This window comes from Mesorhizobium marinum (assembly GCF_040813675.1).
GTDB lineage: Bacteria > Pseudomonadota > Alphaproteobacteria > Rhizobiales > Rhizobiaceae > Mesorhizobium_K > Mesorhizobium_K marinum.
This window is the reverse complement of sequence record NZ_JBFOCI010000010.1, coordinates 41,857-56,712: the sequence shown is the minus strand read 5'-3', so window position 1 is coordinate 56,712 and position 14,856 is coordinate 41,857. Positions and strand designations below refer to the sequence as shown.

The following is a 14,856-nucleotide window of genomic DNA, read 5'->3' as shown; positions in this document are numbered from 1 at the left end:
CGGGAGCGCCCGGTCAAATACTCACCGCTTCTTGCGCCGCGCCAGCATGTTCAGCCCCTCGACCAGCGCCGAGAAGCCCATCGCGGCGTAGATGTAGCCCTTGGGCACATGGAAGCCCATGCCGTCGGCGATCAGCGTGGTGCCGATCATCAGCAGGAAGCCCAGCGCGAGCATGACGATCGTCGGGTTCTTGGCGATGAAGTTTGCCAGCGGCGCGGCGGCGATCAGCATCACGGTCACCGCTGCGATGACGGCGATGTACATGATGGCGATCTCGTCGGTCATGCCGACGGCGGTGATGATGGAATCGATCGAGAAGACCAGGTCGAGCAGCAGGATCTGGAAGATCGCGCCGCCGAGCGACAGCTGCAGCGTGCCGACCATGGTGTCCTTGTGGTCGGTCGGGTCGACGGTGTGGTGGATTTCCTTCGTCGCCTTCCAGACCAGGAAGAGGCCGCCGGCGATCAGGATGATGTCACGCCAGGAGAAGGGATGGTCGAAGAGCGTGAAGAGCGGGTTGGTCAACTGCACGATGAAGGAGATCGTCGCCAGCAGGGCCAGCCGCATCAGCAGCGCCGCACCGATGCCGAGGCGGCGCGCGCGCGCCCTCTGATGCTCAGGCAGCTTGTTGGTGAGGATGGAGATGAAGATCAGGTTGTCGATGCCCAGCACGATCTCCAGCACGACCAGCGTCAGAAGCGCCACCCAGGCGGTCGGGCTGTCGATCCACGCGAAGTGTGGTGCAAGAAAGTCGATGATAGGCATTCAGGTCGTTCCCCCCAAGCCCGTCAGCAGGTTCGGCTTTGCCGCCAAGTAGGGCCGGGGTGCGCCAACGTCAATGCCCGGACCAGAAGGACGGGACGGCTTCTTCCAGGCGCGGTCCGCGGCGGAACGGCGCGACCTTCTCGGCAAGTCCGGTCCGGTCCGAAATCTCGACCGCCACGCCGCACAGCGTGGCCGGTCCGGTCGCCGCCTCGAAACGCCCCTTCGGAACCTTCGAGAGGAAGCGGTTGAGCGGCTCTTCCTTGTCCATGCCGAGCGAGGAATCGTAGTCGCCGCACATGCCGGCGTCGGAAATGTAGGCGGTGCCGCCGTTCAGGATCTGGTGGTCGGCAGTCGGCTGGTGCGTATGCGTGCCCACGACGAGGCTGGCGCGCCCGTCGACGAAATGCCCGAAGCACATCTTTTCGGAGGTCGCCTCGGCGTGGAAGTCGATGACGGCCGCGTCCACCTGGTCGCCGAGCGGGCAGGCGGCCAGTTCGCGCTCGCCGGCGATGAACGGATCGTCCAACTCGGGGTGCATGAAGATGCGGCCCATGATGTTGGCGACGAGCACGCGCGCGCCGTTGCGCGCCACGTAGACGCCGGAACCGCGGCCCGGCGTGCCCCTGGGGTAGTTGGCGGGGCGCAGGAAGCGGTCCTCGCGGGCGGCGAATGTCAGCGCCTCGCGCTGGTCCCAGACGTGGTTTCCGGTGGTGACGACGTCGGCGCCGGCCGAAAGCGTCGTCTGGAATATCTCTTCGGTAATGCCGAAGCCGCCGGCCGCGTTCTCGCCGTTGACCACCACGAAATCGAGCCTGAAATCGGAGATCAGCCCCGGGAGTTGCTCCCAGACCGCTGTGCGCCCGGACTTGCCGACCATGTCGCCGAGAAAGAGAAGTCTCATGCTTCCTCTATAGGGGCGCGGCGAAGCGGCGCAACCCGCCTTCGGTGAGGATTTCGTCGAGGACGACGTCGTGCGGTTCGTCCGGCACCCTTTGCACCTCCTGGCAATCGAAGGCTATGCCGACGAGGCGAGGGGGGCGGCCGGCCTCCGTCAGCCTGGCAATGGCGCGGTCGTAGTAGCCTGCCCCGTAGCCGATGCGGTGGCCGCGGGCGTCGAAGGCGGCGAGCGGCACCAGCATGATCTGGGGATCGAGCGTTTCGGCGCTTTCGCCGGGGCCGAGCGTCCCAAAACCCATGTCGACCAGATTCGCGCCGCGCACGAGGTCGCGGAACACGATGGTCGTCTTGTCGAGGATGGCGGGCAGGCAGAGCCGCGCGCCGTCCTCGCGCAGCGCGAACATCAGCGGCCTGACGTCGACCTCGGAACGCATCGGCCAGAAGCCGGAGACGACGGCGCCCGGCCCGGCGGCGATCCGCCCCCTGCCGGTTGCGGCCATGTCCAGCGACGCCTCGATGCGCCAGGCCGGATCGAGCGCATCCCTGCGCGCAAGCGCCTCGCGGCGCAGTTCCCGTTTCAGCTCTTTCGGAGAAGTCATGAACCAGATGATTTCAGGGGAAACCGTGGCGATCCACGCAACCGGTGGAGAAGTCGATCCCGGGAACCTACAAAGTAGGTGGGCGCCATATGTCCGGACCCACGAGCCCGGCCAGGGACAGCTCCCTAGGGATCAATAAGGCCCCGGGGAAATGTCTCTCCTGCCGGGAAGCGCAGACCGCCACCGCCTATATAGGCGCGCCGCCCGCCCCGCGCCATCGGAATTCGAACGCTTCGCGTCGCCCGTCCACCGGCATCGAGGACGGCCGGCTCAACGCGGTCCTGGCGTCTCCTCGAGGGCAATCATGGTTAAGCGACAGGGTTAAGTCGCATTTAACCTTTGCATTTCATTATCCCTAACGAAATCAGCATAACTCGGGCTCTGGCCCGGGGCAGACCGAAGGTAAGAAGCATGCATGCATTTGGGAGGAATACGCTGGTTGCGGTGTGCCTGGCCGCCGCGACCGGACCGGGATTTGCAGCAGACCTCTATGAGCCTGTTCCCGTCGTGCCCGCCGTGGGCGGTTGGTACATCCGCGGCCATCTCGGCATGAGCAATCAGTTCTTCGACCAACTCGAGTCGGACCTGTTCGACACCGCCGACTCGTTCGGCTGGTACGACGAAGGAGGATTCGCCGCCGCGCCGATCGCCGGCGCCGGCTTCGGCTACGCGTTCAACGACAACCTGCGCGGCGACCTGACCGTCGAATGGCGCGGCAAGTCCGACTTCTACGCCCTCGACTGGGTCGACAATGGCGGGGGCGTCACCACCAACGAATACACGGCGACGAAGTCCGAACTGGTGTTCATGGCCAACGGCTACTACGACATCGGCAACTACTACGGGTTCACGCCCTATGTCGGCGCCGGCATCGGCGCCTCCTACAACACGATCTCGCATTTCCGCGACGTGAACATCATCAACGGCGGCGGCGCCTACGCCGACGACAATTCCGAATGGAACCTCGCCTGGGCTCTGCACGCCGGCCTCGGCTTCAAGGCGACCGAGCGCATGACGATCGACTTCGGCTACAGCTTCATCTCGCTGGGCGATGCCTCCACCGGGGAACTCAAGAACGACGATCCGTCGGAACCGTTCCCGCCGGCTGGCAACAACGGCATCCAGTTCAACGACATCTACTCGCACGATTTCAAGCTGGGCGTGCGCTACGCGCTGAACTAGGCGCGGACGAGTTCCGGTCAGAAGGCCCCGGCGACGGGGCCTTCTTTTTTGCTGCTGCATCGCAACTCGGATTCAATAACCATATGAAAACAAAGGGATTGCGTCGCAATCGTGGTTAACCCGCATTTAACCTCCATGGTTAACAATGCGCTCTCGAGACGGGCGGATCGTTCCCATGCCCGGCGCCACTTCGGGGAGTTCGCGCCATGAACCTGACCTTGCGTATCGCGCTGTCGCTTGCGGCGCTTGCACCATTCGCGGCGCACGCCGCCGACTACGAGCCGCCGATCTATGTCGAGGAAGCCGCGGAATACGTCCCGGTCGAAGTCGGCTCCGGCTGGTATCTGCGCGGCGACGTCGGCTACATCTTCAACAGCAGCATCGGCGGAGTCGACTACACGACATACGACGGCGTCGACTACGCGTCCGCCTCGTTCAGCTCGAGTTCCATCGACCCGGATTTCACCTGGGGCGGCGGCTTCGGCTATCGCTTCACCGACTACTTCCGCGCGGACGCGACCGTCGAGGGCTTCCGTGGCGGCTTCAGCGGCAGCACGGCCAGCGATGAGCCCTGCCTTGCCGATCCGGCGGTCGACACCGGCTGCCGTTCCAGCAACAGTTCCGACTTCTCGGCGATCGGCGTGATGGCCAACGGCTATGTCGATCTCGGTACCTATGTCGGACTGACGCCCTATGTCGGCGCCGGCATCGGCTACTCTNCGAGTTCCATCGACCCGGATTTCACCTGGGGCGGCGGCTTCGGCTATCGCTTCACCGACTACTTCCGCGCCGACGCGACCGTCGAGGGCTTCCGTGGCGGCTTCAGCGGCAGCACGGCCAGCGATGAGCCCTGCCTTGCCGATCCGGCGGTCGACACCGGCTGCCGTTCCAGCAACAGTTCCGAGTTCTCGGCGATCGGCGTGATGGCCAACGGCTATGTCGATCTCGGTACCTATGTCGGACTGACGCCCTATGTCGGCGCCGGCATCGGCTACTCTCTGGTGAGGTGGAACAGGCTGAGCGACACCACCTACTGCGTTGATGGCGTCGCCCTCTGCTCCGGAACCGATCCGGTCGGCAGCACCAGCCATGGCGGCGAGGACGGCTGGCGCTTCACCTATGCGCTCATGGCGGGGTTCGCCTACGACATCACCAGGAACTTCAAGCTCGACGTCGGCTACAAGTATCGCAGCATCGACGGCGGCGACATGTTCGGGTGGGATTCCGGAGAGACCTTCGGCAACGGCTCGCACGACAACATCGATACGCACGAGGTCAAGGTCGGTCTGCGCTACGAACTCTGGTAGCGCACGCGCATTTGCTTCGCGGCGGCGGGCCTCGGCCCGCCGTTTTCGTTTTCGGCACACTTGCGGGTCGGCGAAACGAATTCTCTTGACGCGGTCGTGGCGAAGGCATATCGCCGCCAGTGGGACACCTCTCCCCAACGAGAGGCTTTCTATCTGGAAGGATAGCCACGATGACGACGACCCAGAAGCCCGGACTCCGTCCGGCAAACCCCCATTTTTCATCAGGCCCTTGCGCGAAACGTCCCGGCTGGTCGCCGGCGGCGCTCGAAAATGCCGCGCTCGGCCGCTCCCATCGCGCCAAGATCGGAAAGGCCAAGCTCGAGCAGGCGATCGACCTGACGCGTGAGGTCCTAGAGGTTCCGGCCGACTATCGCATCGGCATCGTTCCCGCCTCCGACACCGGCGCGATCGAGATGGCGCTGTGGTCGCTGCTCGGCGAACGCGGCGTCGACATGGTTGCCTGGGAGAGTTTCGGCGAGGGCTGGGTCACCGACGTGGTCAAGCAGCTCAGGCTCGCCGACGTGCGCGTCATTCGGGCGCCCTACGGCGAACTTCCCGATCTCGGGGGCATCGATTTCGACCGCGACGTGGTGTTCACCTGGAACGGCACGACCTCCGGCGTACGCGTCCCGAACGGCGGTTTCATTCCCGCCGATCGCAAGGGCCTCACCATATGCGATGCGACGTCGGCGGCCTTCGCCCAAAAGCTGGATTTCGCAAAACTCGATGTCGTGACCTTCTCCTGGCAGAAGGCGCTCGGCGGCGAGGGCGCGCACGGCATGCTGATCCTCAGCCCCCGCGCAGTGGCGCGCCTGGAGAGCTACAAGCCGGCATGGCCGCTGCCGAAGATCTTCCGCCTGACCTCGAACGGCAAGCTGATCGAGGGCATCTTCAAGGGCGAGACGATCAACACGCCCTCCATGCTCTGCGTCGAGGACTACATCGATGCGCTGGAATGGGCGCAGTCGATCGGCGGGCTGGATGGGCTCGTCGCGCGCGCGGACGCCAACACCCGGGCGATTTCCGACTGGGTGGCGAAGACGCCCGCTGTCGAGTTCCTGGCGTCGGTCGAGGAGACGCGCTCGAACACCTCGGTCTGCCTGCGCTTCGCCGACCCGGCGGTTGCAGGTCTCGACGACGCCGGCCAGCAGGCCTTCGTGAAGGGTTTTGTCGCGCTGCTCGAGGCGGAAAAGGTCGCCTACGACATAGCCGGTTACCGTGACGCCCCGCCCGGCCTGCGCATCTGGTGCGGCGCGACCGTCGAGACCGCCGACGTCGCGGCGCTGCTGCCTTGGCTCGCCTGGGCCTTCGCCACGCAGAAGGCGACGCTCAAGGCCGCGGCCTGACTTTTTACCCTCCCCCGCGGGGGGGAGGGCCCGGACCACATCCTTCAGACAATCCACGCCCGCCCGGTCGTTCGGCGACCGATCTCCCAGGGGGGAGGCGGGCAACCGCAGAGGACAACACCCATGCCCCGCGTACTTGTTTCCGACAAGCTGTCGCCGACCGCCGTGCAGATCTTCAAGGACCGCGGCGTCGACGTCGACTACATGCCTGAAGTCGGGCCCGACAAGGAGAAGCTGCTCTCGATCATCGACCAGTATGACGGCCTCGCGATCCGCTCCGCCACCAAGGTCACCGAAAAACTGATCGCCGCCGCGACCAACCTGAAGGTGATCGGCCGCGCAGGCATCGGCGTCGACAACGTCGACATCCCTGCTGCCTCGCGCAAGGGCATCATCGTTATGAACACGCCCTTCGGCAACTCGATCACGACAGCCGAACACGCCGTCGCGATGATGTTCGCGCTGGCCCGCCAGCTGCCCGAGGCGAACGCGTCGACCAAGGCCGGCAAGTGGGAGAAGAACCGCTTCATGGGCGTCGAGATCACTGGCAAGACGCTCGGCGTCATCGGCTGCGGCAACATCGGATCGATCGTCGCCACGCGCGGCGTCGGCCTCAAGATGCACGTCGTCGCCTTCGATCCGTTCCTGTCGGAATCGCGCGCTTCCGAACTCGGCGTTGAGAAGGTCGAGTTCGACGAACTCCTGGCCCGCGCCGACTTCATCACGCTTCACACGCCGATGACCGAGAAGACGAAGAACATCATCAACGCCGACTCGATCGCGAAGATGAAGACGGGCGTCTACATCATCAACTGCGCGCGCGGCGGCCTGATCGTCGAAGCAGATCTGGTGGCGGCCCTGAAGAGCGGCAAGGTCGCCGGCGCGGCGATCGACGTGTTCGAGGTCGAACCCGCGAAGGAGAGCCCATACTTCGACCTGGAGAATGTCGTCGCGACGCCGCATCTCGGCGCCGCGACGACCGAGGCGCAGGAAAACGTCGCCCTGCAGATCGCCGAACAGATGTCCGACTACCTGATGAAGGGCGCCGTCTCCAACGCCATCAACATGCCCTCCATCACCGCGGAGGAAGCGCCGCGGCTGAAGCCCTTCGTCAAGCTCGCCGAAGTGCTCGGCTCCTTCGTCGGCCAGGTGACGGAGGAACCGATCAAGGAAGTCGAGATCGTCTTCGACGGCGCGACGGCCCAGATGAACACGCGGGCCCTGATCAGCGCGGCGCTCGCCGGCCTGATCCGGCCGCAGGTCGCCGACGTCAACATGGTGTCGGCGCCGATCATGGCCAAGGAGCGCGGCATCATGCTGTCGGAGGTCAAGCGCGACAAGTCGGGCGTCTTCGACGGCTACATCATGCTGAAGGTTACGACGCCGAGCATGACGCGCACGATCGCCGGCACCTGTTTCTCGGACGGCAAGCCCCGCTTCATCCAGATCAAGGGCATCAACCTCGACGCGGAAGTCGGCCAGCACATGCTGTACACGACCAATGCCGACGCTCCCGGCATCATCGGCCTGCTCGGCACGGTCTGCGGCCAGAACGGCGTCAACATCGCGAACTTCCAGCTCGGCCGCAACAGGCCGGGCGGCGACGCGATTGCGCTGCTTTATCTGGATGCGCCGTTCCCCGAAGACGTGCTCGCGCAGGTGCGCGCGCACCAGGCGATCGATTCGGCCAAGCGGCTGCAGTTCGACGTCGGGCTGACGTAGACGCGGCCGTCGCCACGCGACATGCTTGACCCGGACGTTCAAAGCCTGCTTTCAGGGTGGATCTGAAAAGAGCCGGGATGGAGCGCACGATGGCCATGGGTGAAATTCGACTGCCGGCCGACGGCGTTTTCCTGGGCCGCGCCATGGCTGACGGCTGGGCGCATCCGGCCGTCGTCACCGTGCGTGACGGCACGGTCTTCGACATCACGTCGCGGGCCGCGCCGACCTCGCGCGACGTCTGCGAGCAAGCCGATCCGGCCAGCTACGTCGCCGGCGCACCGGGCAAGCCGATCGGCACGCTTGCCGACATCGCCGCGAACAGCAACGTTGCCGTCAGGGACCCGAAAAGGCCCCACCTCTTGTCGCCGGTCGATCTGCAGGCGGTGAAGGCGGCGGGCGTCACCTTCGTCGTTTCCCTCCTCGAGAGGGTGATCGAGGAGCAGGCCCGGGGCTCGGCCGAGAAGGCCGATGCGATCCGTGCGGATATCGCATCGCTCATCGGCCACGATCTTTCGAAGCTCAAGCCGGGGTCCGATGAGGCGGCGGCGGTCAAGGCCAAGCTGATCGCGCGCGGGGTGTGGTCGCAATATCTGGAAGTCGGCATCGGGCCGGACGCCGAAGTCTTCACCAAATGCCAGCCGATGGCGTCGGTCGGCTTCGGAGCCGACGTCGGCCTGCATCCCGTGTCGACCTGGAACAATCCGGAACCGGAAGTCGTCGTGGTCGCATCGAGCGCCGGCAGGATCGTCGGTGCGACGCTCGGCAACGACGTCAATCTGCGCGACGTCGAGGGGCGTTCCGCGCTCCTGCTCGGCAAGGCCAAGGACAACAACGCCTCGGCGTCTCTCGGCCCGTTCATCCGGCTTTTCGACACGGGTTTCTCGCTCGACGACGTGAAGACGGCGGTTGTCGGCCTGAGGGTCGAGGGAACGGACGGCTTCGTGCTCGACGGCGAAAGTTCGATGGCCGAGATCAGCCGGTCGCCGGAGGAACTCGTTGCCGCGGCGATCGGCCGGCACCACCAGTACCCGGACGGGTTCGTGCTCTATCTCGGCACCATGTTCGCCCCGGTCAAGGATCGCGGCGAGGCGGGCAAGGGGTTCACGCATGCCGTGGGCGACGTCGTCACCATCTCGACCGGGAAGCTCGGCGCGTTGGTGAACCGGGTCGGCCTGTCGCCGGACTGTCCCCCCTGGACCTATGGCGCGAGCCACCTGATGCGCGACCTGGCGAAGGCCGGGCTCATCTGACGCCTGCCCTCAGGCCGCGGCCTTCCGGCGGCTGCTGCGCTCGGCGAGCCAGATGCCGCCCAGCACCAGGGCGAGCGCTACGCCGTGGTAGAGGTGCAGGTCTTCGCCGAGCAGAAACACCGACATCAGCGTGCCGAACACCGGCACGAGGTTGACGAACAGTCCCGCTCGGTTGCCGCCGATGAACTCGATGCCGCGGATGTAGAACATCTGCGCCAGCATCGAAGGGAAGATCGCGGCATAGGCGATGACGGCCAGGCCGCGCGAGTCGGGCATGATCGCGTTCTGCGACGCGATCTCGACCGCGGTGAACGGAAGCGATGCGAGGAAGCCTCCGGCGGCGAGCGCGATCATCAGGCTCTGCCAGTGGATCTGCGGCCTGAACCGCAGCGCGACCGTGTAGCCGGCATAGGCGGTAATCGCGCCGAGCATGAGAAGGTCGCCGAAGTTGAGGTCGAGCGCGAGCAGCCTTCGGGGATCGCCATGGCTCGCGGTGATCGCCACGCCGACGAAGGACACCAGGAACCCGACGATCTGCGCCATGCTGGCGCGCTGTCCGAAAAGCAGGAAATTCGCGATGATGATGAGCATCGGGATGCCCGCCTGCTCGATGCTGGCGTTGATCGCCGACGTGTAGAGAACCGCCGAATAGAGCGCGACGTTGAAGAGGCTGAAGCCGGCCGCCCCGAGAAGCAGGAGATAAAGCGCCCGGCGCCGCACCTCGGGCCAGTCCACGGCAAATCTGCGCCACCCCAAGGCGCTGAGGATGACGAGCGCGATCCCCCAGCGCGACGTGTTGAGCACCATCGGAGAGACGTGGCCGACGGCAAACTTTGCGGCGACGGCGTTGCCGGCCCAGAAGATCGTCGTTAGCAGGAGCAGGAGGTAGGCGGTGCGGTACATGTCCGGGCCCGGTTGGACGGCCAGTCGAACATCGCACCTAGCGGCGGGCGCGCTGCAAGTAAATGGTGCCGTGCCGGCATCTTGTTGTGCCTGTGCCGGAAGCGGAAAGAAATGTCGCGCTGCGCAAGGCTTGCCGCTATAGAGGCCTGTCGTCGCGTCGCGGCGACGCTGCAGCATGGTGATCGAAGGAAGGTATCATGGCCAACGTGGTGGTCGTCGGCTCCCAGTGGGGCGACGAGGGCAAGGGCAAGATCGTCGACTGGCTGTCGGAACGCGCCGACGTGGTCGTGCGCTTCCAGGGCGGCCACAATGCCGGCCACACGCTTGTCATCGACGGCAAGGTCTACAAGCTGTCCCTTCTGCCATCCGGCGTGGTCCGCCCCGGCAAGCTGTCGATCATCGGCAACGGCGTCGTCTTCGATCCGCATGCGTTTGTCTCCGAACTCGCGAAGCTGCGGGCCGAAGGCGTCGACGTGAAGCCCGATCGCCTGAAAATCGCCGAAAACACGGCGCTTATCCTGTCCCTGCACGGGGAACTGGACCGGATGCGCGAGGCGAAGGCCGCCAAGGGCACGAAGATCGGAACGACTGGACGCGGCATCGGCCCGGCCTATGAGGATCGGGTGGGCCGTCGCGCGATCCGCATCATGGACCTCGCCGACCCCGCCACGCTGCCGGCCAAGGTCGACCGTCTGCTCGCCCATCACAATCCGCTGAGGCGCGGCCTCGGCGAGGCCGAATGCGATCCGCAGACGATCCTCGACGAACTCACTTCGGTTGCCGACAAGGTCCTGCCCTACATGGACCGGGTGTGGAAGGTGCTCGACGATCACCGCCGCGCCGGCAAGCGAATTCTCTTCGAGGGCGCCCAGGGGACCCTGCTCGACATCGATCATGGCACCTATCCCTTCGTCACCTCGTCGAACACGGTCGCCGGGCAGGCCGCCGCTGGTTCGGGCGTCGGACCGAGCGCGATCGACTACGTGCTCGGCATCACCAAGGCCTATACGACGCGCGTGGGCGAGGGGCCGTTCCCGACCGAGCAGCAGAACGAGGTCGGCGAGTTCCTGGGTACGCGCGGGCACGAATTCGGCGTCGTCACGGGACGCAAGCGCCGCTGCGGCTGGTTCGACGCCGTGCTCGTCCGCCAGGCCGTCGCAGTCAACGGAATCAAGGGCATAGCGCTGACAAAGCTGGATGTCCTCGACGGTCTCGAAGAGATCAAGGTGTGCGTCGGCTACCTGCTGGACGGCGAGGTCATCGACTATCTGCCGGCCAGCCAGGGCGCGCAGGCGAGGGTCGAGCCGGTGTACGAGACGCTCGAAGGCTGGTCGGGAACGACGGCCGGCGCGCGCAGCTGGAACGACCTTCCGGCGCAGGCGGTGAAGTACGTTCGCTACATCGAGGAACTGATCGGGGCTCCGGTGGCGCTTCTGTCCACAAGCCCGGAGCGGGACGACACGATACTTGTGACGGACCCGTTTCAAGATTAGTTAATGAGCTCCCCGGCATAATTCGGTCAATGACTTAACGCATCGCGGGTACCGGCACACAGGTCGAATGGAATGGCAGATTTCGTAGCGGTTCTGAAAAAGACCCTCGACGGCATGGGTGAAACCACGCCGGCGACCCGTCAGCGTGTCTACGACAAGGCGCGCCAGACGGTCGCCGCCAAGCTGGCCGCCATCAACCCGCCGCCGCCGCCCAGCGTCGCAGATCGCCAGCGCCGCGCGCTGGAAGACGCCATCGCGTCGATCGAGCGCGGCTACGCCGCCAGTTCCGATCCCCTGGCGGAACTGGAAGACGTCTTCGCGTCGCTCAAGAACCCGCAACCCAAGGAACTGGAACGCCCGGTGGTCAAGACCGGCGCGCGGCCGTCGCCGCCGCCCTCGATGCCGGCTCGCCCTGCGGCCCCGGCCGCCCGGCAGCCCGCCACGCCGCCGCCGGCTCCGCCGATGCGCCAGCCGGCTCCGCCTCCGCCGCGCCAGCCGCAGCCCGACCCGTCGAGCATCGAGGCGGATGACGAGCATATGGAATACGCCCGCGCCCGGCAGGAGCCGGCGCGGCGGCGTAGCCTGGCGCCCCTTCTGGTCGCCGCCGTGCTGCTCGCCGTCATCGCTGGCGGCGGCTACGGCATATGGCTCAACCGCGACGCATTCGGTGACCTGTTCGGGATGGGCGGTTCGCAGACCGCGGAAACCACTCCGCCGGCGCCGGCCCAGGATGCGGCCGCCAACGCGCCGCCGATCCAGACCAGCGAGACGCCGAAGTTCACGCAGCGCCTGACGCCGGAGGGCACCGAGAGCGATCCCGGTCCCGCAAACGGTGGCGCGACCGTCGGCGAAGGCACGTCGGTGTCCGCGCTGACGCAGCCGCCGGGCGTCAACCCGCCGATGACGGTCGATCCCGCTGCCGCCCCCGACGGAGGGGACGCGGCGCCGGCCGCCACGGACCAGGCGGCTGCCCCCGACGCTGCCGCTTCGGACGCCACGCTCGCCGTCGCGCAGAAGGCGATCTTCTACGAGGAGCGCACGAGCGCTGCCGAAGGCTCGGCCGAGCCGGGCACCACGGTGTGGTCGCTCGTGCAGGAATCGCCCGGGGGCAACCTGCCGCCCGAGCCGGCGATCCGCGCCGAGGCGACGATCACCGGCAAGGACGTCAAGCTTCGCATGACGATCAAGCGCAATGCCGACCAGTCGCTGCCGGCCAGCCACATCATCGAGATGATCTTCCTGACGCCTGAAGGCTTCCCGGGCGGCGGCATCGACAACATCCTGCGCGTCGCCATGAAGGGTTCCGAGCAGGAGGCCGGCAATCCGCTGATCGGCATCCCGGCGAAGATCGCCGATGGCTTCTTCCTGGTCGCGCTGAACGACGGCAAGGCCGAGACCAACGCCAACCTGACGCTGCTTCGCCGCCAGAGCTGGATCGATATCCCGGTCGTCTACAAGTCGGGGCGTCGCGCGCTCTTCACAATGGAAAAGGGCGTGCCGGGCGACAAGGTGTTCGACGAGGCGCTCAAGGCTTGGGCGGCGGCGTCGGCCAGTTCGTCGGCCGCTCCCGCCGATTCGCCCGGCTAGCCTTCCAGCTCTTCCCGCAGCATCTCCAGTTCCAGCCACTCTTCTTCCATGGCTGACAGCGTCTGCCGCTCCTTTTCCAAGGCCGCGATGGTCTTGGCGAAGGAAGCCGGGTTCTTCTCGTAGAAGGACGGGTCGGCGAGCTGGTTCTCGAGCGTCGAGATGGAGGTCGTCACGGCTTCCATCCTGCCTGGCAGTGTCTCGAGCGAGAACTTCTGCTTGTAGGAGAGCTTCTTCGCGGCGGCCTTGGGCTGGCGTTCGACGGCCTTCTCCGGCGCGGGCGCGCGGGCCTGTGCCTTGCGGTCTTCCAGCTTGGCCCCGCCGCGCTGCGCCAGCATGTCCGAATAGCCGCCGGCATATTCGATCCAGCGTCCGGCGCCGTCCGGCGCGATCACGCTCGTCACGGTTCGATCCAGGAAGTCGCGGTCATGGCTGACCAGCAGGACGGTGCCGGGGAAGCCGGTGATGAGTTCCTGCAGGAGCTCCAGCGTTTCCATGTCGAGGTCGTTGGTGGGCTCGTCCAGCACCAGGAGATTGGCCGGGCGGGCCAGGACGCGCGCCAGGATCAGCCGCGCCCGCTCGCCGCCCGACAGCTCGCGGATCGGGGTCCGCGCCGCCTCGGGCTTGAACAGGAAGTCCTTCATGTAGGCGACGACATGGCGTTCCTCGCCATTGACAAGCAGCGTCTCGCCGCGCCCGTCGGTCAGGAAATGTGCAAGCGTCTCGTTCGGGTCGACCGCCCGCTTCTGGTCGAGCGTCGCGATATCGAGATTGACCCCGAGCCGCACGCTGCCGGAATCGGGTTCCAGTTCCCCTGTCAGCATTTTCAGAAGCGTCGTCTTGCCGGCTCCGTTGGGGCCGACCAGACCGACCCGGTCGCCGCGCTGGATGCGGATCGAGAAATCGTCGACGACCTTGAGGTCGCCAAAACTCTTGGCGATCGACTTGGCCTCGATGACGAGTTTACCGGATTCCGCCGCGTCGCTTGCCGCCATCGTGGCGACGCCCTCGGCGCCGCGGTGCGCGCGGAACGCCTGGCGCATGGTCTGGAGTTCGCCCAGCCGGCGCATGTTGCGCTTGCGCCGCGCCGTCACGCCGTAGCGCAGCCAGTGTTCCTCGCGAACGATCTGGCGCCCGAGCTTGTGCTGCTCGCGCTCCTCCTCCTCGAGGATCGTATCGCGCCATTCCTCGAAATGTGAAAATCCCTTGTCGAGCCGGCGGGTTCGCCCGCGGTCCAGCCAGACGGTGGCGCGGCTGACGCGTTCGAGGAACCGGCGGTCGTGGGAGATCAGCATCAGCGCCGACGACGAGCGGACGAGTTCCTCCTCCAGCCACTCGATGGTGGCCAGGTCGAGATGGTTGGTTGGTTCGTCGAGAAGCAGGATGTCGGGTTCCGGCGCCATCACGCGGGCAAGTGCCGCGCGCCGGGCCTCGCCGCCGGACAGCGTGTCCGGCCTGGCCTCGCCGTCGAGGCCGAGATGGTCGAGCAGGTAGGCCGCGCGGTGCGGGTCGTCGGCCGGTCCGAGTCCCGCCTCCACATAGGCGCGCACGGTCTCGAAACCATCCATGTCAGGCATCTGCGGCAGGTAGCGCACCGTTGCCGAGGGGTGCCGGAACACCTTGCCGTCCTGGGGTTCCACGAGGCCGGCGGCGACCTTCAGCAGGGTGGACTTGCCCGAACCGTTGCGGCCGACCAGAGCGATGCGGTCGCCGGCCGAGACCGACAGTTCGGCGCCGTCGAGCAGCGGCGCGCCGCCAAATGTCAGCAGGATGCCGTCCAGCGTCAGGAGGGGAGGTGGCATCGGAAG

The 14,856-nt window shown here is 66.2% G+C and carries 12 protein-coding genes and 1 other RNA gene; 7 read left to right on the top strand and 6 right to left on the bottom strand.

The features are described 5' to 3' along the window. Positions 1–21: 21 nt before the first annotated feature. From ABUE31_RS21955 to ssrS, 4 genes are all read right to left on the bottom strand, one after another. The gene (locus ABUE31_RS21955) at positions 22–765 is read right to left on the bottom strand and encodes a TerC family protein (RefSeq protein ID WP_367725901.1); all 744 of its coding nucleotides are present in this window, start codon (positions 763–765) and stop codon (positions 22–24) included. A 70-nt stretch (positions 766–835) separates the two neighbouring features. Further along, a complete protein-coding gene (locus ABUE31_RS21950) occupies positions 836–1,666 on the bottom strand; it encodes a TIGR00282 family metallophosphoesterase (RefSeq protein WP_367725900.1) in 831 nt (276 codons plus the stop codon). A gap of 7 nt (positions 1,667–1,673) precedes the next feature. Next, positions 1,674–2,261 (bottom strand): 5-formyltetrahydrofolate cyclo-ligase, encoded by a 588-nt coding sequence (locus ABUE31_RS21945; protein ID WP_367725899.1) that lies wholly within the window; start codon positions 2,259–2,261, stop codon positions 1,674–1,676. A 26-nt stretch (positions 2,262–2,287) separates the two neighbouring features. After that, positions 2,288–2,443, bottom strand: a non-coding RNA gene (gene ssrS / locus ABUE31_RS21940) — 6S RNA. A 229-nt stretch (positions 2,444–2,672) separates the two neighbouring features. Here ssrS and ABUE31_RS21935 point away from each other — a divergent pair. The 5 genes from ABUE31_RS21935 to ABUE31_RS21915 all read left to right on the top strand — a co-directional run bounded on the left by ABUE31_RS21935 (position 2,673) and on the right by ABUE31_RS21915 (position 9,068). Next, entirely contained in the window at positions 2,673–3,443 is a 771-nt protein-coding gene (locus tag ABUE31_RS21935; RefSeq protein ID WP_367725898.1) for an outer membrane protein, read from the top strand. Positions 3,444–3,649: 206 nt separating this feature from the next. Continuing rightward, entirely contained in the window at positions 3,650–4,750 is a 1,101-nt protein-coding gene (locus ABUE31_RS21930) for an outer membrane protein (protein ID WP_367725897.1), read from the top strand. Between the two features lie 170 nt (positions 4,751–4,920). Next, entirely contained in the window at positions 4,921–6,096 is a 1,176-nt protein-coding gene (locus tag ABUE31_RS21925) for a phosphoserine transaminase (protein ID WP_367725896.1), read from the top strand. A gap of 123 nt (positions 6,097–6,219) precedes the next feature. After that, the gene (serA, locus tag ABUE31_RS21920) at positions 6,220–7,818 is read left to right on the top strand and encodes a phosphoglycerate dehydrogenase (protein WP_367725895.1); all 1,599 of its coding nucleotides are present in this window, start codon (positions 6,220–6,222) and stop codon (positions 7,816–7,818) included. A gap of 95 nt (positions 7,819–7,913) precedes the next feature. Next, positions 7,914–9,068 carry a fumarylacetoacetate hydrolase family protein gene (locus ABUE31_RS21915; protein ID WP_437344177.1) on the top strand — a complete coding sequence of 385 codons (1,155 nt, stop codon included), beginning with the start codon at positions 7,914–7,916 and terminating at the stop codon, positions 9,066–9,068. Between the two features lie 9 nt (positions 9,069–9,077). Here ABUE31_RS21915 and ABUE31_RS21910 read toward each other — a convergent pair whose 3' ends face one another. Further along, positions 9,078–9,971: a DMT family transporter gene (locus ABUE31_RS21910; protein WP_367725894.1), complete on the bottom strand. Its 894-nt coding sequence runs from the start codon at positions 9,969–9,971 to the stop codon at positions 9,078–9,080. Positions 9,972–10,168: 197 nt separating this feature from the next. Here ABUE31_RS21910 and ABUE31_RS21905 point away from each other — a divergent pair, with 197 nt between their 5' ends. Then, positions 10,169–11,464 carry an adenylosuccinate synthase gene (locus ABUE31_RS21905; RefSeq protein WP_367725892.1) on the top strand — a complete coding sequence of 432 codons (1,296 nt, stop codon included), beginning with the start codon at positions 10,169–10,171 and terminating at the stop codon, positions 11,462–11,464. Positions 11,465–11,536: 72 nt separating this feature from the next. Beyond that, positions 11,537–13,051, top strand: coding sequence for a hypothetical protein (locus ABUE31_RS21900; RefSeq protein ID WP_367725891.1), 1,515 nt, complete (start codon positions 11,537–11,539; stop codon positions 13,049–13,051). Here ABUE31_RS21900 and ABUE31_RS21895 read toward each other — a convergent pair. Next, a complete protein-coding gene (locus ABUE31_RS21895) occupies positions 13,048–14,850 on the bottom strand; it encodes an ABC-F family ATP-binding cassette domain-containing protein (RefSeq protein WP_367725890.1) in 1,803 nt (600 codons plus the stop codon). The two genes, ABUE31_RS21900 and ABUE31_RS21895, sit on opposite strands and share 4 nt — an antisense overlap. Positions 14,851–14,856 lie beyond the last annotated feature (6 nt).

Coding starts and splice junctions, on each gene's coding strand:
- ABUE31_RS21955 (WP_367725901.1), bottom strand. CDS start 765: ATGCCTATCATCGACTTTCTTGCACCACACTTCGCGTGGATCGACAGC.
- ABUE31_RS21950 (WP_367725900.1), bottom strand. CDS start 1,666: ATGAGACTTCTCTTTCTCGGCGACATGGTCGGCAAGTCCGGGCGCACA.
- ABUE31_RS21945 (WP_367725899.1), bottom strand. CDS start 2,261: ATGACTTCTCCGAAAGAGCTGAAACGGGAACTGCGCCGCGAGGCGCTT.
- ABUE31_RS21935 (WP_367725898.1), top strand. CDS start 2,673: ATGCATGCATTTGGGAGGAATACGCTGGTTGCGGTGTGCCTGGCCGCC.
- ABUE31_RS21925 (WP_367725896.1), top strand. CDS start 4,921: ATGACGACGACCCAGAAGCCCGGACTCCGTCCGGCAAACCCCCATTTT.
- serA (WP_367725895.1), top strand. CDS start 6,220: ATGCCCCGCGTACTTGTTTCCGACAAGCTGTCGCCGACCGCCGTGCAG.
- ABUE31_RS21915 (WP_437344177.1), top strand. CDS start 7,914: ATGGGTGAAATTCGACTGCCGGCCGACGGCGTTTTCCTGGGCCGCGCC.
- ABUE31_RS21910 (WP_367725894.1), bottom strand. CDS start 9,971: ATGTACCGCACCGCCTACCTCCTGCTCCTGCTAACGACGATCTTCTGG.
- ABUE31_RS21905 (WP_367725892.1), top strand. CDS start 10,169: ATGGCCAACGTGGTGGTCGTCGGCTCCCAGTGGGGCGACGAGGGCAAG.
- ABUE31_RS21900 (WP_367725891.1), top strand. CDS start 11,537: ATGGCAGATTTCGTAGCGGTTCTGAAAAAGACCCTCGACGGCATGGGT.
- ABUE31_RS21895 (WP_367725890.1), bottom strand. CDS start 14,850: ATGCCACCTCCCCTCCTGACGCTGGACGGCATCCTGCTGACATTTGGC.